Origin of the sequence: Bradyrhizobium sp. SZCCT0148 (assembly GCF_018129985.1) — a bacterium.
GTDB lineage: Bacteria > Pseudomonadota > Alphaproteobacteria > Rhizobiales > Xanthobacteraceae > Bradyrhizobium > Bradyrhizobium japonicum_H.
Genome location: NZ_JAFCKT010000007.1, coordinates 1 through 17,715, shown reverse-complemented (window position 1 = coordinate 17,715; position 17,715 = coordinate 1). Strand labels below are relative to the sequence as shown.

General features: G+C 65.9%; 19 protein-coding genes. 11 read left to right on the top strand and 8 right to left on the bottom strand.

Annotated elements, in window-relative coordinates; all coding sequences use genetic code 11:
* Positions 1–18: 18 nt before the first annotated feature.
* Together JQ580_RS21065 and JQ580_RS21060 are read right to left on the bottom strand one after the other, a co-directional pair.
* Positions 19–1,185 (bottom strand): MFS transporter, encoded by a 1,167-nt coding sequence (locus tag JQ580_RS21065; RefSeq protein ID WP_212282148.1) that lies wholly within the window; start codon positions 1,183–1,185, stop codon positions 19–21.
* Between the two features lie 50 nt (positions 1,186–1,235).
* Positions 1,236–2,483 carry an MFS transporter gene (locus tag JQ580_RS21060; RefSeq protein WP_283813970.1) on the bottom strand — a complete coding sequence of 416 codons (1,248 nt, stop codon included), beginning with the start codon at positions 2,481–2,483 and terminating at the stop codon, positions 1,236–1,238.
* A 331-nt stretch (positions 2,484–2,814) separates the two neighbouring features.
* On the opposite strand from JQ580_RS21060, the gene JQ580_RS21055 reads away from it, so the two are divergent.
* From JQ580_RS21055 to JQ580_RS21040, 4 genes are all read left to right on the top strand, one after another.
* Positions 2,815–3,966, top strand: a complete 1,152-nt coding sequence (locus JQ580_RS21055) for a zinc-binding dehydrogenase (RefSeq protein WP_212282147.1) — start codon at positions 2,815–2,817, stop codon at positions 3,964–3,966.
* Positions 3,967–4,083: 117 nt separating this feature from the next.
* Positions 4,084–4,506, top strand: a complete 423-nt coding sequence (locus tag JQ580_RS21050; RefSeq protein ID WP_212282146.1) for a VOC family protein — start codon at positions 4,084–4,086, stop codon at positions 4,504–4,506.
* 102 nt (positions 4,507–4,608) lie between these two features.
* On the top strand, positions 4,609–5,121 hold the full coding sequence (locus JQ580_RS21045; protein WP_212282145.1) for a hypothetical protein: 513 nt from the start codon (positions 4,609–4,611) through the stop codon (positions 5,119–5,121).
* 105 nt (positions 5,122–5,226) lie between these two features.
* Complete coding sequence (locus JQ580_RS21040) at positions 5,227–5,652, top strand: GFA family protein (RefSeq protein ID WP_212282144.1); 426 nt, start codon at positions 5,227–5,229, stop codon at positions 5,650–5,652.
* A 24-nt stretch (positions 5,653–5,676) separates the two neighbouring features.
* On the opposite strand, the gene JQ580_RS21035 is transcribed toward JQ580_RS21040, so the two are convergent.
* Positions 5,677–6,030, bottom strand: coding sequence for a cupin domain-containing protein (locus JQ580_RS21035; protein ID WP_212282143.1), 354 nt, complete (start codon positions 6,028–6,030; stop codon positions 5,677–5,679).
* A 282-nt stretch (positions 6,031–6,312) separates the two neighbouring features.
* On the opposite strand from JQ580_RS21035, the gene JQ580_RS21030 reads away from it, so the two are divergent.
* Entirely contained in the window at positions 6,313–8,304 is a 1,992-nt protein-coding gene (locus JQ580_RS21030) for a DEAD/DEAH box helicase (protein WP_212282142.1), read from the top strand.
* Positions 8,305–8,373: 69 nt separating this feature from the next.
* Here the strand turns inward: JQ580_RS21030 and JQ580_RS21025 are convergent, their stop codons facing one another.
* Positions 8,374–8,673, bottom strand: a complete 300-nt coding sequence (locus tag JQ580_RS21025; RefSeq protein WP_212282141.1) for a hypothetical protein — start codon at positions 8,671–8,673, stop codon at positions 8,374–8,376.
* Between the two features lie 117 nt (positions 8,674–8,790).
* The gene (locus JQ580_RS21020; RefSeq protein WP_212282140.1) at positions 8,791–9,297 is read right to left on the bottom strand and encodes a GNAT family N-acetyltransferase; all 507 of its coding nucleotides are present in this window, start codon (positions 9,295–9,297) and stop codon (positions 8,791–8,793) included.
* 126 nt (positions 9,298–9,423) lie between these two features.
* Here JQ580_RS21020 and JQ580_RS21015 point away from each other — a divergent pair, with 126 nt between their 5' ends.
* Positions 9,424–9,810, top strand: a complete 387-nt coding sequence (locus tag JQ580_RS21015; RefSeq protein WP_212282139.1) for a COG4315 family predicted lipoprotein — start codon at positions 9,424–9,426, stop codon at positions 9,808–9,810.
* A gap of 147 nt (positions 9,811–9,957) precedes the next feature.
* Here JQ580_RS21015 and JQ580_RS21010 read toward each other — a convergent pair whose 3' ends face one another.
* A complete protein-coding gene (locus JQ580_RS21010) occupies positions 9,958–10,512 on the bottom strand; it encodes a PAS domain-containing protein (RefSeq protein ID WP_212282138.1) in 555 nt (184 codons plus the stop codon).
* 453 nt (positions 10,513–10,965) lie between these two features.
* On the opposite strand from JQ580_RS21010, the gene JQ580_RS21005 reads away from it, so the two are divergent.
* Positions 10,966–11,799, top strand: a complete 834-nt coding sequence (locus tag JQ580_RS21005; protein ID WP_212282137.1) for a rhomboid family intramembrane serine protease — start codon at positions 10,966–10,968, stop codon at positions 11,797–11,799.
* A gap of 193 nt (positions 11,800–11,992) precedes the next feature.
* Positions 11,993–12,421, top strand: a complete 429-nt coding sequence (locus JQ580_RS21000) for a CBS domain-containing protein (RefSeq protein ID WP_212282136.1) — start codon at positions 11,993–11,995, stop codon at positions 12,419–12,421.
* A gap of 35 nt (positions 12,422–12,456) precedes the next feature.
* On the opposite strand, the gene JQ580_RS20995 is transcribed toward JQ580_RS21000, so the two are convergent.
* Positions 12,457–13,485 (bottom strand): patatin-like phospholipase family protein, encoded by a 1,029-nt coding sequence (locus tag JQ580_RS20995; protein WP_212282135.1) that lies wholly within the window; start codon positions 13,483–13,485, stop codon positions 12,457–12,459.
* Between the two features lie 244 nt (positions 13,486–13,729).
* On the opposite strand from JQ580_RS20995, the gene JQ580_RS20990 reads away from it, so the two are divergent.
* Together JQ580_RS20990 and JQ580_RS20985 are read left to right on the top strand one after the other, a co-directional pair.
* The gene (locus tag JQ580_RS20990) at positions 13,730–14,803 is read left to right on the top strand and encodes a hypothetical protein (protein ID WP_212282134.1); all 1,074 of its coding nucleotides are present in this window, start codon (positions 13,730–13,732) and stop codon (positions 14,801–14,803) included.
* A 330-nt stretch (positions 14,804–15,133) separates the two neighbouring features.
* Positions 15,134–15,376, top strand: coding sequence for a hypothetical protein (locus tag JQ580_RS20985; RefSeq protein ID WP_249134328.1), 243 nt, complete (start codon positions 15,134–15,136; stop codon positions 15,374–15,376).
* Positions 15,377–15,460: 84 nt separating this feature from the next.
* On the opposite strand, the gene JQ580_RS20980 is transcribed toward JQ580_RS20985, so the two are convergent.
* Positions 15,461–16,453: a zinc-dependent alcohol dehydrogenase family protein gene (locus JQ580_RS20980; RefSeq protein ID WP_249134327.1), complete on the bottom strand. Its 993-nt coding sequence runs from the start codon at positions 16,451–16,453 to the stop codon at positions 15,461–15,463.
* Between the two features lie 102 nt (positions 16,454–16,555).
* On the opposite strand from JQ580_RS20980, the gene JQ580_RS20975 reads away from it, so the two are divergent.
* Positions 16,556–17,407 carry a LysR family transcriptional regulator gene (locus JQ580_RS20975; protein WP_212282133.1) on the top strand — a complete coding sequence of 284 codons (852 nt, stop codon included), beginning with the start codon at positions 16,556–16,558 and terminating at the stop codon, positions 17,405–17,407.
* Positions 17,408–17,715: the final 308 nt, after the last annotated feature.

The following is a 17,715-nucleotide window of genomic DNA, read 5'->3' as shown; positions in this document are numbered from 1 at the left end:
CATAGGGTTAATGCCGCGTTAGGATCGGACGCGGCGGTAACGGACAGACACAATGCGTTCGAAAAGCCACATCAGGGGTGGGCAGGCCAGCACCGCAAGTGCGCCGAGATCGAGTGCGACCGCCGCGGTCCCGGCTGATTTGGCCAACCGGCCCGCAATGGCCGGTCCCAGCATCATGGCGGCGTAGAAAAGCGTGTAGAACACGCCCATGCCGATCGCCCTGGTCTGCGGGGCCAGCACGCGGGCGGCCAGACTCATGATCGGGCCGGCCGGAAGGCCGCCCATCAGCCCGATCAGCACGAGGATCGCGATCACGGAGTCTGACCGGGTCAGCCAGGCCAGCAGGGCGGCCACGACGAGACCGGCGGCGATCGCCATAACGAGTGGTTTGCCGCGATCGGCCAAAAAGCCGCCTGCCGGCACCGAGATGACCGACAGCCACATCACGAGGCTGATCGCCGAGCCTGCCGCGGCAATGCTCCAGCCGCGCTCGACCAGCAGGGATGGGCCGAACGAGAAGATCATGGCGAAGCCGACATTATAAAGGCCCCAGATCATGCCGGCCACGATCACCGCCAGCAGCGCGAGGGGATCGAGCCGCCCCGAGCCTTCGGCACTCGCCGCCGTTGTGGCCGGTGGCGGCTGGTAGAACAGGATCAGCAGAATGCCGATCGCGGTCAGCGCGCCGGTCGACAGGAACACCGCGCCGGCACCATAGGCCGTGCCGATCGCCGGCAGCACCAAAAGCGAGATCGCAACGCCCGCTGGCCAGGAGTTGACGAAGATCGCCATCGCGGTGGCGATCTCCTTCCCCGCGAACCAGTCGGTGCCCATCTTGGTGAGTTGCACCGTCAGCAGCACGCCGCCGGCGCCGGAGATGAGCCGGCCCGCCATCTGCCAACCCCAGACATCGGTGGTGGTCATGGCGAGGCTGCCGGCGGTCATCAGCAGCAGCGCCACGATGGTGGTCGGCTTGTCGCCGAGCCTGCGGCCGATCGCGCCGCCCGGCAGCGCCAGCACGACGCCCGGCGTGAAATAGAGCCCGATCAGGATGCCGATATCGGCAAGGCCAACGCCAAAGCTCTGTTGCAATAGCGGCGCGACCGCGGCCACGCTCTGGAACTGGAACGCAATGGTGAGGCGCACGACGAACAGGATCGCAAGAATGCCCCAGCGATTGCGCAACGCATGACTCCCCAAGCCCTGCGTCAGCGTGCGGTGGCGAGATGCCGGAGTCAACCGGCCGTCTTCCTCCTCGCGTGCCCGTAGAGGAGACACAGCAGCGTCAGCAGCACCGCGGCCGACAGCCCGAGCGACCAGTGAATGCCGATCGCCGCGCCTGCGACCCCGACGGTGATGCCGCTGAAGGCCCGCATCCCGAGCCCCGCCATGTTATAGAGACCGACCACGCGGCCGCGGATGTCGTGCGGCGCATTCAGCTGCACCAGCGCCTGCGCCATGGTGTTGAACGACAGCTCGAAGAAGCCGGCGCAGAACAGCAACACGATCGCGACGGGATAGATCCGCACCGTGGCGAAGCCGAGCAGCGCCACGCTCCAGAGCATCGCAAGCAGAATCGCGGTGCGCGGCGTGCCCTTGAGACGCCCCCAGGATTCCAGCGCGATGGCGGCGAGCACCGCGCCGGCCGCATCGGCCGCGAGCAGCACACTGTAGGAGACGCCGGGATCGCCATGGCCGAGGTCGCCGGCAAAGCCCGGCATCTGGGCATGGTAGGCGTTGCCGATCATGAAGGAGGTGAGGCCGGCGAGCCAGGTCATCGCCGTCAGGATCGGCTGGGTGCCGATGGCGCGGATGGTCAGCACGATGTCGGCAAGGCCGCGCACCGCGAAGCGCCGCGCCGCCACGCTTTTGTCGCGCACCGGTGCCCAGAACAGCCAGAGCAGCATCGGCAGGTAGAACAGCGTGTTGAAAATAATGCCGTGCGAGGTGCCGAGCGTCAGCATGATGATTCCGCCGACCGCAGGCCCGACCAGGATGCCGAGATAGCGCGCCATCGCATTCAGCCGCACCGCGCTCGGCAAATCGGCGGGGCCGACGAGATCATAGAGCAGCAGCTGGTTCGGGGTTTGCCAAAGCACACCGGCGCAGCCATGGATCACCAGCAGCAGCATCGCGTGCCACATCTGGATCGTGTCGGTGAGGAAGAAGAAGCCCCATCCGGCGGAGGCGAGGATGAACAGCAGCATGCCGCACTGGATGATGCGGCGCGGGTCGACCCGGTCGGCGAGCCCGCCCACCGCGACCGAGAACAGCAGGAACGGCAGCCAGTGCGACAGCACCGCAAAGCCGCCCAGCGTCGGCGAATGGAATTTCTGGAACACGACCCAATAGCTGATCACATGCTCGATGTTGTCGGCCATCATCGCCAGCACGTAGGAGCCGAACTGCAGCCGGTACGGCCCCGACTTCATCGCGGCGAACGAGCCGGACGCCGCAGCGGGATTTTGGGGAAGGGGATTCAAAGGGGCACCTGGATGGGACCTTGGCGCCTTACACGTTCACTGGTCGGTGCTCAAGATACTGGGTCGGCGTGGGCATCTGCCATGCGCTGCTGCCGCACACTCCACCGCGGGGAAGACGGCGATGTTTGCGGCAAGCTTTGTAGCTTGGAGAGCGAAGGCTGACGCGATATCCGGGGGCCGCTGGTCTCGCATGTCGCTTCCGCCTTCGCTCTCGGACCAGTCGCTCATGCGGCCTACGAAGCCACGGCTTGGCACGACCGCACATCTCACATACGCTTCCCCGCACGCTCGCACCCATCAATCATAACAGACGGGCAATGAGGAAACAGCCATGCAACAGATCCGCGTCTGCACTCACGCCGGTCCCGGCTCGGAGCCCGTCATCAAGACCGTGCCTTGGCCGAAGGTCGGCAAGAAGGCCGCGCTGATCAAGGTCGGCGCCTGCGGCGTGTGTGGCACAGATCTGCACATTCTGAAGGGGCACTGGCCGAAGCCGCTGCCCTGGCCATTCACGCTCGGCCACGAGATCGGCGGTGTCATCGTCGAGTGCGGCGAGGAGTTCACCGAGGACTTCATGAGCAAGCCGCTCAAGGTCGGCTCGAAAGTGATGATCCCGCCGCTGATGCCCTGCGGCCATTGCTATTACTGCATCCATTATCCGCAGACCGCCAACAAATGCCTGACGCCGGTCTATTACGGCCGCTATCTCGGCTTCGACAAGGCGCCGCACATGTGGGGCGGCTGGGCGGAATATGTCTATGTCGATCTCGAGATGCTGCCGGGTACCAAGATCTACAAGCTGCCCGACGACATGTCGCTGCGGCTCGGCGCACTGTCGGAGCCGCTGACCTCCTGCATCCGCGCCTTCAACCGCGCCACGCGGGCGGGCGGTTTCACCTGGGGCGATACGGTGGTGATCCAGGGCTCGGGCCCGATTGGCATCCTGGCGGTCGCGGCGGCAAAGGAGATGGGGGCAGGGCGCGTGATCTGCGTCGGTGCCCCCGAGGAGCCGCGGCTCAAGCTCGCGCGCGAGTTCGGCGCTGAAGCGACGGTCAACATCGAGGAGATCAAATCGGCCGAGGAGCGCGTCGCGCGCGTCCGCGAGATCGTGGGCGGCTTCGGCGCGGATCTCGTGATGGATTGTTCGGGGCACCCCACCGCCGGCCCCGAAGGCATCGAGATGCTGCGTGACGGCGGCACCTATGTCGAGATGGGCCAGTTCACCGACGCCGGCTCGATCGAGACGTCCTGGCACCGCATCTGCACCAAGGATCTCAACGTGCTGGGCTCCTGGGGCTTCACCGGCAACGACCTGCCGCTCGGCGTCGACATGCTCTATCGCACGGCGGACAAATATCCCTGGCTGAAGATGCAGACGATCTATCCGTTCACGGAAGAAGGCGTCGCGCAAGCGGTGAAGGACGCAATGGCGATGAAGACGGTGAAGTCGACCATCGTGCCGTGGCCGGAGCTGGTGGAGTGACGTCTTGTAGCCCGTATGAGCGTAGCGACATCCGGGACCTCGCTGGCGTCTTCCCGCATGTCGCTTCGCTCATGCGGGCTACGGGACTACGCCGGAAATTTGGGAATAAAGGACGCGATGACCAACGAACAGACACCCGAACCAATCCGGCACTCCCCCTTCAACGCCATCCGCGCGATCGACTACACCGTCATCTTCGTGCGCGACATGGCGGCGATGCGCCGCTTCTACGAGCACGTGCTGGCCTTTCCCCTGCTGCGCGAACTGTCGCCCAACTGGATCGAGTACGGCCTCGGCAGCAACACGCTGGCCTTGGCGCGGCCAGGCCGGACCGCCGCCGATGCGCCGACGCCGCCTGGCAGCGCAGCGCTGCAGCTGGCCTTCAAGGTCTCCGCTGCCGAGGTCGATGCCTGCGCCGACGAACTGATGCGGCAGGGCGTTGCGCTGCTGTCGCCGCCGACCAACCAATCGTTCGGCCATCGCACGCTGTTCTTCCGCGACCCCGACGGCAATCTGCTGGAGGTCTATGCCGAGATCTGAGAAAGCGCGATTCGCGAAAAGTTCCCTGCGGCTACTTTTAACTATCGACGCGGACGTGAAACTTAGGCCGACGTTCCGGCTTTCACTCTAGGGAGTGATGCCGTGAAGCGAATCCTGAAACCCGTCACATACGTCCTGGCTGCGATCTACTTCATGGTGGACGCGGTCTTCATGGCCGTGGCGGCGCCGGTCGCCCGCTGGATCGGGCGATACGTCCAGTTCAAGCGTTTGAGCGCCTGGATCAAATCACTGTCGCCATATGCGTCGCTCGCTTTGTTCATGGTGCCCGTCATCATTCTGGAGCCGGTCAAGCCGGTTGCTGCGTACCTCACCGCAACCGGTCAGGTGCTGAGCGGAGCGGTGGTCTTGATCGTGGGCGAGCTGCTCAAGCTGGTGCTGGTCGAGCGCCTGTTTCATCTGACGCGCGACAAGTTGATGCGCATTCCCGCCTTCGCCTGGCTCTACGGGAAATACGCCGCGGCGAAGGCGTGGCTGCAGGAGACGGACGCTTGGCGCTTTGTCCGGTCCGTGGGCCGCGCGGTGAAGGACAGCGTTGCGCGGGCGAGAGCGAGGCTGGTCAACGGTTTCAGCAGGCTGGCGACCTCCCGGGACTGAAATCGTCGCGCGAAATCCTTCTTACGTCGCGCGCGATCCTCGCTAAGACAGTTCGAGCGCCCCGCGGGGGCGCGGACATGATCTGGATCGGGGTATACAGGGACCATGACAAGTGACGCGAACGTTCGAGCCGGCCAGTGCCATTGTGGCGCGGTGCGCTTCGAGGTGACACTCAGCGACGGCTTCAAATCGATCCGCCGCTGCACCTGCTCCTATTGCCGGATGCGGGGCGCCGTCGTTGCCATGGCGGCCATGGGCGGAATCAGGTTCCTGCGGGGCGAGGAGGCGCTGACGACGTACCGTTTCCATACCGGATCGGCGCAGCATTTCTTCTGCTCCCGCTGCGGCATCTACACCCACCACCAGCGCCGGTCCGATCAGTCCCTTTATGCCGTCAATGTCGCCTGCCTGGATGGGGTGAGCCCGTTCGATTTCGCCGAGGTGCCGGTCATGGACGGCGTCAATCACACCAACGACACCGGCAAGCCGACGCGTCAAGCCGGCACGCTTCGCTTCATCCCGGCCGACTGAGACTCTCACGCCGCGATAAGTCTCCTATGCGAGCTTGCGCGCCGCGGCCGTGGCCTTGTCGCCCGTGTTCGGCGTGCCGGTCGGCTCGATGAGCAGGAGATGGACCTCTTCGCGCGCCACGGGACGATGCTCGACACCTTTGGGCACGACATAGAGTTCGCCCGGACCGAGGCTCACCGTGCGGTCCCGCAATTCGATGTCCAGATTGCCTTTCAGGACCAGAAAGAAATCATCCGTGTCGTCGTGTTTGTGCCAGGTGAATTCGCCATTCACCTTCACCACCATCACGTCGCAATCGTTGAAAGTTGTGACCGTGCGCGGGGACCAGTGGTCCTCAAAGGTTGCGAGCTTGTCGGCAAGCGATATCTTGTCGGCCATGTTTTCCCCCGTTTCTCTCGTGAGAGACGATTTGGCACCGGATGGCCGGTGCGGCAAGACCGTATCTACTCAGCCCCAAAGGTAGCCGTTGTGATCCCCCGCAACCTCAAGGCCGCGGTTCTTTTGGCCAAGCCATGCATCATAGGCATGGTGATTTCCGGACATTTGGCGTAAAGAGCGCCCAGATCAAATCAGCGTGCGGCCGGGCCGATTGCCGCGCACGCAGCTCGGGCCCCTCGGTTTACCGTTTGCGCGCCTGAATTAACCAAGGTTCTCCATCACGTGTCTTTTCCGGCCCTCACCCCGCCGCTCGCCCGCGCTTTGGCCGAGCGGAATTACGATTCACCGACCCCCGTTCAGCTCGCCGTGCTCGCGGACGAAGCTGCCGGCCGCGACCTCCTGGTTTCGGCCCAGACGGGCTCCGGCAAGACCCTCGCTTATGGCCTCGCCATGGCCAGCGACCTGCTCGGCGATGCGGAGCGGTTCGAGCGGGCGGCCGCGCCGCTCGCCTTGATCGTGGCGCCGACCCGCGAGCTCGCGATGCAGGTCCAACGCGAACTCTCCTGGATCTACCAGCATGCGGAGGCGCGGGTCGTCTCCTGCGTCGGCGGCATGGATCCGCGCCGTGAGCAGCGCGAGCTTGCGGCCGGCGCCCACATCGTCGTCGGTACGCCCGGCCGGCTGTGCGATCATCTGCGGCGTAACCGCCTGGACATCTCGGAATTGAAGGTCGTCGTGCTGGACGAAGCCGACGAGATGCTCAATCTTGGTTTCCGCGAGGACATGGAATTCATCCTCAAGACGACTCCGGAGACGCGCCGCACCCTGCTGTTCTCGGCGACGTTCCCACGCGGCATCGTCGCGCTCGCCAAGCAATACCAGCAGCAGGCGTTCCGGAGCGAAGTCGCCGGCGACGAGGGCGGTCACGCCGACATCGAGTACCGCGCCATCCGGATCGCGCCCGCCGATGCCGAGCATGCGGTCGTCAACGTGCTGCGCTTCTACGAGGCGCCGAGCGCGCTGGTGTTCTGCAGCACGCGCGATCACGTCAGGCATTTGCAGGCGGCTCTGCTGGAGCGCGGCTTCTCCGTGGTCGCCCTGTCGGGTGAATTGACGCAGAACGAGCGCACCATGGCACTGCAGTCGCTGCGCGACGGACGCGCCCGCGTCTGCGTCGCGACCGACGTTGCCGCGCGCGGCATCGACCTGCCGAGCCTCGACCTCGTCATTCATGCCGACCTGCCCAACGACGCCGAAGTGATGCAGCACCGCTCGGGCCGCACCGGGCGCGCCGGACGCAAGGGGACGAGCGTCCTGCTGGTGCCGCCCGCCCGGCGGCGTCGCGCCGAGCTGCTGCTCAATCTCGCCGGGGTCGACGCCGACTGGGGCACGGCGCCGCAGGCGGACGAGATCCGCAAGCTCGACCATGATCGCATGAAGGACGTGCTGTTCACCGAGGAGGCCACGCCGGACGATCTGGTGCTGGCACAGGCGCTACTGGCCGAGCGATCGGCCGAGGACATCGCCGCGGCGCTGGCGCGACTCTATCGCGCGCGGCTGCCGTCGCCCGAAGACATCCTCGATCCCGGCGAACGAACCGGCCGGCCGCGTGACGACCGCGGTCGCGACAATGTTCGCACGCCGCGCGACGATCGCACGCCGCGCGACGATAGCCGCAGCTCACGCGGCGACGATCGCCCTGCGGGGCCGCGATCGAAACCGGGCAAATCCTCGGCCCGTCACGGCATGGGAGAGGCCACCGTCTGGTTCCGCGCCAACATCGGACGACGCAAGAACGCGGAAGCGCGCTGGCTGCTGCCGATGATTTGCCGTCGTGGCGGCATCGACAAGGGCGATATCGGCGCCATCAAGATCATGGACACCACGACCGAGTTCGAAATTTCCGAGCGGGTCGCGGAGTCCTTCGCCGCCAAGATCAAGCGTCCGGACAAGGAAGACAATATCCGCCTGGAGCCGATGGCGGGCGCGCCGCAGCAACAGGCGCCTGCGGAAGAGCGGTCCCACGCGCCCCGGCGCGAAAGCCGCGACAGCGATCATCGCGACCGTCGCGACGATCGTCCGCGCGACAAGAGCGAGTTCAAGCCGCGCAGCAAGCCTCACAGCGAGCGCGGACCGAAATTCGACGATGCTCCGTCTTCTTTCGGTAAGAAGAAGCACAAGAACAAGCCGGGTCACGCAGCGCCGTCGGTCATGCCGTGGCCCGCGAATAGCGCGCCTGGAAAGAAGCCGAAGAAGAAAAAGCATCGCGGCTGAACCGGCGCCGTTCAGCGCAGGCGACAATGATGCCGCCGGGTTGCACCGGCGGCATCATCTCAGGTGGGCTCAGCGGCCGCCGCCGCCGCCGCCACCACCACCGCCGCCGCCGCCGCCACCGCCATCACGCATCGACGAGCTGTAACGGGGGTCGGTCTGCTTCATGTAGATCGGCGAGGTGTCGTGGTGGGTGACGGTCGGACGGTATCGGCCAGGCGCGTTCGGCGTCTCGATCACGATTCCGCAGCCTTCGAAGAAGGCGGTGTCGCAGCCATAGGTGCGGTATTGCGCAGCGTTGGCGCTGGTCGCGGTGAACGCGGCCGTCGCAACGCACGCGACGAAAGCAAGTTTCGACAATGTGAGTTTCATGGATCGTCTCCAGCCTCTGTTCGGCGAGACCGGAAGGGCTCGCACACACCTTCGACGGGGGCTGATCCAACCCGGTTCGAGGCGGCGGTTCACGCCCGCGTGAGCCGGGAAGGGACGTTACGTCGCAGCGAGGTCGCGCAGCATGTAGGTCGCGCCCTCGCCGTAGGAGGCGAGCTTTGCGCGCAGCGCCGCATCCGCGGTGACCGGCCGAAAGCCGAGACGCTGCCACAACGGCTGGGTTGCGTAGACCGAGACCAGCGCGAGCGTTGCGATGCCTGACACGCGCGCCAGCCGCTCGACATCCGCAACATAGCTGCGCGCGACGCCGCCGCGAAAGTCGGGCAACACGGCAACGTCGTGCAGGTAGAGACAATCCGCATCCTCGGGCAGTCGTTCGAGCAACGCGTCGAGCGGCGGGATCCGGTGCTGCTTCCAGGGATGCGAAAGCCCATAGCCGGCGATCGCGTCGCCGGCGACGAGCACGCGGCATCCGTCGGGATGGAGCCGCATCTTTTCGGCGAGCACCTCGGGGCTTTCGGGTAGATCGGGATGAATCCGCGCCGCGATCGCGCTGATCGCGGGCAGGTCGGATGCGTGCGCGGGACGCCAGTGCGGCTTGCTCATGTCGATCTCAGTTTATTCCACCGCGTCGCCGCGCGCAGCGAAAAATATCTTTGCCGCGCTGTCAGGAATACCGGACCGCGTGCGGCGTCCTACCTCCTGCAAGCCAATTGCATGACAGGAGAACTCATGACGTCCCCGATCCGCCTCGCGCTCGCGTTCGCAATTTCGCTCGCGATCGTCCCCGCCGTCTTCGCCGCGCCGCCGACCAAGACGGGTAAGACCGACAAGGGCAGCGTGCTCACCGACGCCAAGGGCATGACGCTCTACACCTTCGACAAGGACATGGACGGCAAGTCCGCCTGCAACGGTCCGTGCGCCACGAACTGGCCGGTGCTGAAGGCCGAGGCGAGCGACGCCGCGGGCGACGGCTACACCGTCATCACCCGCGACGACGGGTCGAAGCAGTGGGCCTACAAGGGCAAGCCGCTCTACACCTTCGCCAAGGACCAGAAGCCCGGCGACATCACCGGCGACGGCTTCCTCAACGGGGCCTGGCATCTGGCGACGCCGTAACGGCGGCCACGTGCCCCGGACGCAGCGCAGCGCTTCTTCAGCGGTGCGCTGCTGAGCCGGGAGCCATCTGACAGTACGCAAGCTGGCATTACTGCGTCCCGGCTCCGCGGCAACGCTTACGCGTTGCAGCGCGTCGGGGACACGAGACTATCGCAGCCCCTCATACACCATCAGCCCGCGGGCGATCTGCAATTTGCGGATCGCGCGCGGCAGCAGTTTCTCCGGCTGGTGCAGATAGCGCCAGGAGGTGAGGGTGAAGGTCGAGAGCGCGCCGCATTCGTCGTCGAACGGCGCGAGCACGCCCGTCACGCTCACCGGCGTGTGCGGGCGGGCGTTGAACGGCAGCAGCAGCAATTCGAGATAGGCCTTGCTGCCGTCCTCGCGCGCGGCGGTGACACCGGCGATCGCGCCCAGCGCCTCGTCGGCGACGACGGTCGTGATCTCCTCGATCTCGCGGCGGCTCGCATCGACGAACAGCGCCGCAAAGCTCTGGTCCTTGAGGTCGCATCCGGCCAGCGCACAGACGCGCGTGCCCGCGACGCGGAACGGAAAGCCGAGATTGGGCTCGCAGGACAGCACGAAAATATCGCCGAGCAGGCCGCGGACCGCGGCCGGATCGATGTCGGCCCGGTCAGGGGCCCGTGCAGCGCCGCGCTTGTTGTCCCAATACGCGAAGAACGCGCGGCTCGACGGATGTTTCATGTCTGAACGCTTATCCCGGGGCGCAACCTCGAAGGGACAGAGCTGTCCCGCTTCAGTGCACCCGCGATCCCTGTGTTGTTGTGCAGGAGGGGATTTGCAGCGTCCATGCCGGGAGCTCGTTTTCGCCCCCGTTAAGGCGGTCTTTGCGTCGTTAACGTTAAATTAACTACGGCCTTTGCGCCGCGCGCCGCGCTGCTATGGTGATCCCGGTCGCAAGCCTCGCCGCTTTCATCCAGGTTCTCGGCGGGGCCTGTACACAGGGCGTCAAACAGTTTGGTCACGGGCCGCGGGGAGGGGTGGGGATAGACCTTCATTCCTCCGGCACCGGAAGACCGACATGGACAGGCAGGGCTTCCCAGGGCCCTGCCTTTTCCTTTTGTGCACTTGCGCAAGGCCTGCAAAGGCGACTATCTGCAGACGGATCGCTCCGATCGCGCCTGAAAGCGAACTGCCTTGGATTCCCCGCACGATTCTCCGCCGCAGGATTCTCAGCCCGGCCTCCCGGTCGCCCAAGAGGCTGTCCATGAGGAGGCTCCGCGCGAGCCGATCCTGACGCTGCCGTTCGCGCTGACGGCCTATATCGTCCTGCTGGCGGTGATCCATCTGCGGGTGCTGCTGCCGCCCGAGCTCGAGAACTGGACCATCGACGTCTTCGGCTTCATCCCCAAGCGCTACGATTCCTCGCTGCTCAATCTGGAGATCCCGGGCGGAGCTGGTGCCAAGGTCTGGAGCTTCGTCACCTATTCGCTGCTGCATGCCAATCTGACCCATCTCGGCTTCAACGTGCTGTGGCTGCTGCCCTTCGGCAGCGCGCTGGCGCGGCGGTTCGGCGCGGTCAGGTTCTTCCTGTTCCTGGCGGTGACGGCGGCGGCCGGTGCGCTCGCCCATCTCGTCACCCATGAGCATGCGGTGGCGCCGATGATCGGCGCTTCGGCCTCGGTGTCGGGCGCGATGGCGGCGGCGATCCGCTTCGCCTTCGTTCGCGGCAGCTTCCTGTCGTTCAACCGCTCGGACGCCGATACCGCAGCAAGGGTTCCGGCCCTGCCGCTGTCGCGCGCGCTGCGCGACGGGCGGGTGGTCGGCTTTCTCGCCGTCTGGTTCGGCGTCAACATCATCTTCGGCGTCGGCGCGATCGGCGTCGATTCCGAAACCACGAGCGTGGCGTGGCAGGCGCATATCGGCGGCTTCTTCGCCGGCCTGCTGCTGTTCACGCTGTTCGATCCCGTGCCGCGCATGCGAAACGATGCTGCGGATGCGTCATCACAGGACGTTTCAGACCGTATCTGAAGCGGCGCTTGCGGCCCGGCCCGAATTCATCCATCATTTGCGGGAAGAATGTTCGAAGCGACAAAGCGCTAGCGGCGCTGCTTCGCAAAGCGCCCGCGCGTGAAACCGGCGCCAAGCAAAACTGTTAGTTGAAGACTCGAAGAACAAGTCCGCACCGCCAACAGGCGAACGGGTCCGATTCAGGGAGGCAACAATGACGGTACGTTCCATTCTCAACACCAAGGGCCACCAGATCATGAGCGTCGAGCCCGACGCGAAGCTGGCTGACGCGGTCAAGCTGCTCGGTGAGAAGAAGATCGGCGCTGTGCTGGTGATGAATCAGAGCCGGCTGGAGGGCATCCTGTCGGAGCGCGATATCGTCCGCGTTCTGGGCGAGCGCGGCGCCAGCGCGCTGGAGGAGCCGGTCACTCAGGTCATGACCCGCAAGGTGGTGACCTGCAAGGAGACAGACACGGTCGCCGAGCTCATGGAGATGATGACGTCAGGTAAGTTCCGCCATCTGCCCGTCATCGACAACGGCAAGGTGGTCGGCCTGATCTCGATCGGCGACATCGTCAAGCGCCGGGTCCAGGAATACGAGTCCGAGCAGGAAGCCCTGCGCGACTACATCAAGACGGCTTGACGCCTCCGCTTACGCGTCTGCCTTGATCTTCCGCCCTATTCCTCCGCCTTGGGCGCGTGGCCCGCGGGCGCCGGCGCCAGCACGTCGATCGCCTCCTGGATCGAGTCCAGCGCGCGTTCGGCGGCGCGCGCGCCGTGGGCGATCAGGTCCTCCGAGCGATGGAAGTCGAACCAGCCGAACTGGCCGACCCGCGGCGAGATCAGGAGATCCGGCGGATCGCCGGCAAGCCGGGCGCGGGTGATGCGGTCCTGCATGATGTTGAAGGCATCGACCATCACCGAGGAGATGCCCGGGCGCCCGGCGCTGCCGAAGAACTCGCGCTTCATGGCTTTTTCGGCCGAGAACAGCCGCGGAAAGCGCCGCTTGGCCGTCGTCTCCTCGACCTCCGGCATCACAGGTGCGGGCATCGCGCCGTGCGAATAGATCGTCGTGGAGTGCGTGAAGATGTCGCTGGAAAGATTTGCGGCGATGACGATTTCGGCGCCGAGCGCGCGGGCGGCCGAGACCGGCACCGGGTTCACCAGCGCACCGTCCACGAGCCAGCGGTCGCCGATCAGCATGGGCTGGAAGATGCCGGGCAGCGCATAGGACGCGCGCATCGCATCGACCAGGCGGCCACGCGTCAGCCAGATCTCGTGACCGGTCCTGACCTCGGTCGCAACACTCGCGAACTTGACCGGCAAATCTTCGATCAGGGTTTGCCCAACCGCGTCCTCGAGGCGGCTGGCCAGCTTCTCGCCGCCGAGCAGGCCGGAGCCGTTGAGGCGGATATCGAGATAGCCGAGGATGTTGCGCATACCCTGCAGGCTGCGCCCCCACTCTTCGAACGTCTCGAGCCGGCCGGCCGCATGGAGGCCGCCGACCACGGCGCCGATGGAGGTGCCGACCACGACGTCGGGAACGATGCCGTTGGCGAGCAGGGTTCGCAGAATTCCGATATGGGCAAAGCCGCGCGCGGCGCCGCCGCCGAGGGCGAGGCCGATGACCGGCCGGCGGGTGGGGCCAAGGCCAACCTTCTCACCATTCGAGCCGTTCGCACCACGACCCTTCAAGATATCAAGCACCGAAACTCTCCTACCCGGGCCAGCCCTCGACACCAGATTAGGCATCGGACTTCCGCTGCACCAGAACGAGGGCCAAGCATGGTTTATACCGTTTGGGAAGCTGGGGGCAGCAGTGTGGCGAGCGCCGGTGGCAGCTGGGCTGATCACGCAGGCGTCAACCGGGTTCCATCAATCGGACCGGGCCCGTATTTCCTGGGGTTTCAGAGGCTTGAATTTGCCGCGTTTTCGGTGAAAAGCAGGGGGCATGACACGCGGGGGTGACGGCATCATCGGATGGCGGCGCAGCGGCAGGCTGGCGCCGGCGCTGGTCCTTGCCGCGTGCCTCGTTATCGCAGGCCAAAGCGCAGCGCAGGCTCAGCTCTTTTCCGATCGTCCGCCGCCGGTCCCGCCGGCCTCGGTGCCCGACCCCGGCGGTGCCGTCAGCCTTGCGCCGCCCTCCGGGCCGGGCGCCGGACCTCCGAGCCTGCCGCCGACCCTGATGCAGCCCACGACACCCAGCATGCCGCCGCCCGCGGTTTCGAGCGTGCCGCCGGCCGCCCCGCTCAACGCGGCCGTGCCCGGACAGGGCGTGCTGTCGCTGACCGCGAAATACGGCAAGGATTCTCCGGCAATCACGAGCGGCCTGGTCTGGCGCGTGTTTGCCGACCGTCCCGACGAGAACGGCACCTTCAAGCTGATCCGCGAGGACCGCAGCGCCACGCCCAACATCGTGCTGCCGCCCGGCAATTACGTGGTTCACGTCGCCTTCGGCCTCGTCAGCGCCGTGCGCACCGTCAGCCTGAAGGCCGAGACCGACCGCGAATCCTTCGTGCTGCCGGCCGGGGGCCTGCGGATCGAGGGCCGGGTCGGCACCAGCCGCATTCCGCAGAACCAGATCTCGTTCGCGATCTACAAGGGCAGCCAGTTCGAATCCGGCGAGCGCGCCTCGCTCGTGCCCAACGTCGCCGCCGGCGACGTCGTGCTGCTGCCCGAGGGCACCTACTACATCATCTCGAACTATGGTGACGCCAATTCGGTGGTGCGCTCCGACATCCGCGTCCAGGCCAGCAAGCTCACCGACGTCACCATCACCCACCGCGCAGCCGTGATCACGCTCAAGCTGGTCAGCGACAAAGGCGGCGAGGCGCTTGCCAACACCGCCTGGTCGGTGCTGACCCCGGGCGGCGACGTCATCAAGGAATCGATCGGCGCCTTCCCGCGCGTCGTGCTCTCCGAAGGCGAATACCGCGCCATCGCCAAGAACGAGGGCAAGGTCTACGAACGCGGCTTCAACGTCGTCAACGGCGTCGACGGCGAAGTCGAAGTCGTCGCGCGTTAAGCCCCGGGCGCGGTGCCGCGTCCGCTTGAATCCCGGCAAGATAATTCTCAGTGAGCGCACGGGTGTACATCTCCCGTTACCACCGCGCCGCCGTGACGGCGGCCGAGAAATGCTCACCCGCCTGTGTTCTGCCTTGAATACTGCAGCCGCCCGCAGGTCGCCTTTGCGGGGGCGAGGACAACACCGCTGGCGAGAGCTTATTCCCCCGCGCCTCGCGTCTTAATTACAGCGGTGAAAGACACGAATTTCCGATCATCAATTTTATTCTCTTTCCACTCTGCTGGGTTATATGTCGGGCATCCGTCTAATGGGGGAGGCCGGAGCGAGGGCTTGGATGCCCTGGCGGACCGGCAAGGAGCAGGGGCCAAGCTCGTCGGCATGTTCGAAGTGATCCTCACCAGGCGCAAGCGGTTTGGCTGGCGATGGCAAGTGTGCGACCAGTCCGGCAAGGTCTTTGCCGATGGCTTCGAGCGCACCCGGCCGTCGGCCAAATATCAGGGCGAGCGCGCGTTGTTCTTCCTGTTGTCGCAGGCCTATCTGCGCAACCGCTCCGCCGCGTCCAGCGAGGACTAGCGGCGGGCGCCTTGGTCGCGGCCTTCGTAGCCCGGGTGAGTGCTGCGATACCCGGTCTTCGTGCTCCCGGGCGAGAGCCCCACCTTACATATCGACGACCAGCTTGCCCTTGGCGGCGCGGTCCCTGATCAGCGCATAGGCCGCGTCCACGGTCTCCAGCGTAAAACGCCTGGCGTCGAGCAGCGGCACGAGCTTGCCGGCCTCGGCGAGGCGCGTGGCCTGCGCCATGATCTCTCCATGATGCGCGCGGCCTTCGCCCGACAACAGCGGCAGCAGCGTGAACACGCCCGAATAGGTGGCTGCCCTGAACGACAGCGGCGCAAGCGCATGCGAACCCCAGCCGAGCGCGCTCACGACATGGCCGAAGCGGCGCACCGCTTCGAAGGAGGCGTCGAGCACCTTGCCGCCGACGGTGTCGTAGACGATGTCGAAGCCGCGGCCGCCGGTGTGCTGCGTCACGTAGGCTTCGAGCGGACTGTCGCGGTCGATGAACACCGCGCCAAAGCCCTCGATGGTGGCACGCTGCGACGGCGAACCGGTTGCGAACACCTCCGCTCCGAAGGCGCGCGCGATCTGGATCGCGACATGACCGACGCCGCCGGCACCGCCATGAATCAACACCTTCTGGCCTGCCTTCAACGCCGCCCGGTCGATCAGGCCTTCCCAGGCCGTGATGACGATCAGGGGCAGGGCGGCCGCTTCCCGCATACTCAGATTGGCGGGCTTCAGCGCGAGGAGATCGGCATCGGCCGCGGCGAATTCGGCCAGCGATCCCTGCACGCCGCCGACACCTCCGGTCATGCCATAGACTTCGTCGCCCGGCTTGAACCGCGTCACCTCGCGGCCGGCCAGTTCGACCACGCCGGCGAGATCGATCCCCGGGATCGCCGGCAGCGGATGGCGTGCATGTGCCGCGGCGCCGGCATGGATCTTGGTGTCGAGCGGATTGACCCCGCTCGCACGCACACGCACCAGCACGTCGTGCGGGCCGATCTCTGGCGTGGAGATGGTCGAGAGGCGTAAGGGCGCGTTGTGGGTCTCCAGGACGCCGACGCGCATCTTCGATGGTTTCGTCATGATCGTCTTGCTCCGTGATGGGTTCAATATGCCCATGAAATTTTGCATGAGAAGAAACAAGGTTGTACGATGGTCATACATTTCTGTATGACGGGATTTGCGATGGACTGGAGCGACCTGCGCATCTTCCTGGCAATTGCGCGCGAAGGCACCCTCGGCGCCGCCGCACGAAAGATCGGCCAGACCCAGCCGACGATGGGCCGGCGGCTTCGCGCCCTCGAGACATCGTTAGGCCAGACGCTGTTTCAGCGCACGGCGGATGGCCTGGTGCTGACCGACGAGGGCACCGCCGTGCTCCGCCATGCCGAGAGGATCGAGGACGAGGCACTTGCGCTGGAACGCCATCTGTCCGGTGCAGAGACGCAGCTCGACGGCCTGTTGCGCCTCTCGTCGTCGGACTGGTTCGGGACGGTGATGCTGTCGCCGGTGATCGCCGCGTTCGGCAAGCGTCACCCCAAGGTGACGGTGGAGCTCCTGACCGATGCGCGGCTCTACAGTCTGCCGCGGCGCGAAGCCGATCTGGTCTTCCGCATCAAGCCGTTCAGCGAGCCCGAGGTGATATCGAGAAAACTGCTGCACATTCCCTACGCGCTCTACGGCAAGAAGGGCAGCAAGCCGCCGCGTGCCGGCGACGGCAACGCTATCCGCGTCGTGACCATGAATGCCGAGTTCGCCGACATGCCGGACGCCGTCTGGCTGAAGCGCGCGCTGCCGAATGCAGCAATCGCCGCGCGCAGCAACAACAGGCAGGTGCAGGCCGAGCTTTGCGCCGCCGGCGGCGGCTTTGCCGTGTTGCCGCGTCCGCTCGGCGACCGCGACCGCCGTCTGGTCGCGCTCGACATTGGAACGGTGCCGCCCGGCCGCGACACCTATGTCGGGTATCACCGCGATATGAAGCGCCTCGCCCGCCTGCGTGCGCTGCTTGATCTCGTGATCGAACGGCTCGCGGGTTGAGGCTGCGTAGGCGGGCCCGGTGCCGTAGGGTGGGCAAAGCGAAGCGTGCCCACGATAGGCCCGAGTGTAAACAGATGGTGGGCACGGCGCTTTGCGCTTCTGCCCACCCTACGACCGCGTCCCACGAGCCCTTGTGTAGCCTGACGGGCAACACACGCCAGCGGTAGGTCAACGCACGCCCGCGAATATATTCCACTTTACCGAATTTCGGAAACGGCGTATGTGTCGCTCAACCCGGCCCAAGGAAGAGGGGCGTATCGCGATCGTCACGAACGCGGGCCGGGCGGCGGTGGACGCAGATCGCATCG

Coding starts and splice junctions, on each gene's coding strand:
- JQ580_RS21055 (WP_212282147.1), top strand. CDS start 2,815: ATGCAACAGATCCGCGTCTGCACTCACGCCGGTCCCGGCTCGGAGCCC.
- JQ580_RS21050 (WP_212282146.1), top strand. CDS start 4,084: ATGACCAACGAACAGACACCCGAACCAATCCGGCACTCCCCCTTCAAC.
- JQ580_RS21040 (WP_212282144.1), top strand. CDS start 5,227: ATGACAAGTGACGCGAACGTTCGAGCCGGCCAGTGCCATTGTGGCGCG.
- JQ580_RS21035 (WP_212282143.1), bottom strand. CDS start 6,030: ATGGCCGACAAGATATCGCTTGCCGACAAGCTCGCAACCTTTGAGGAC.
- JQ580_RS21025 (WP_212282141.1), bottom strand. CDS start 8,673: ATGAAACTCACATTGTCGAAACTTGCTTTCGTCGCGTGCGTTGCGACG.
- JQ580_RS21020 (WP_212282140.1), bottom strand. CDS start 9,297: ATGAGCAAGCCGCACTGGCGTCCCGCGCACGCATCCGACCTGCCCGCG.
- JQ580_RS21015 (WP_212282139.1), top strand. CDS start 9,424: ATGACGTCCCCGATCCGCCTCGCGCTCGCGTTCGCAATTTCGCTCGCG.
- JQ580_RS21010 (WP_212282138.1), bottom strand. CDS start 10,512: ATGAAACATCCGTCGAGCCGCGCGTTCTTCGCGTATTGGGACAACAAG.
- JQ580_RS21000 (WP_212282136.1), top strand. CDS start 11,993: ATGACGGTACGTTCCATTCTCAACACCAAGGGCCACCAGATCATGAGC.
- JQ580_RS20990 (WP_212282134.1), top strand. CDS start 13,730: ATGACACGCGGGGGTGACGGCATCATCGGATGGCGGCGCAGCGGCAGG.
- JQ580_RS20980 (WP_249134327.1), bottom strand. CDS start 16,453: ATGACGAAACCATCGAAGATGCGCGTCGGCGTCCTGGAGACCCACAAC.
- JQ580_RS20975 (WP_212282133.1), top strand. CDS start 16,556: ATGGACTGGAGCGACCTGCGCATCTTCCTGGCAATTGCGCGCGAAGGC.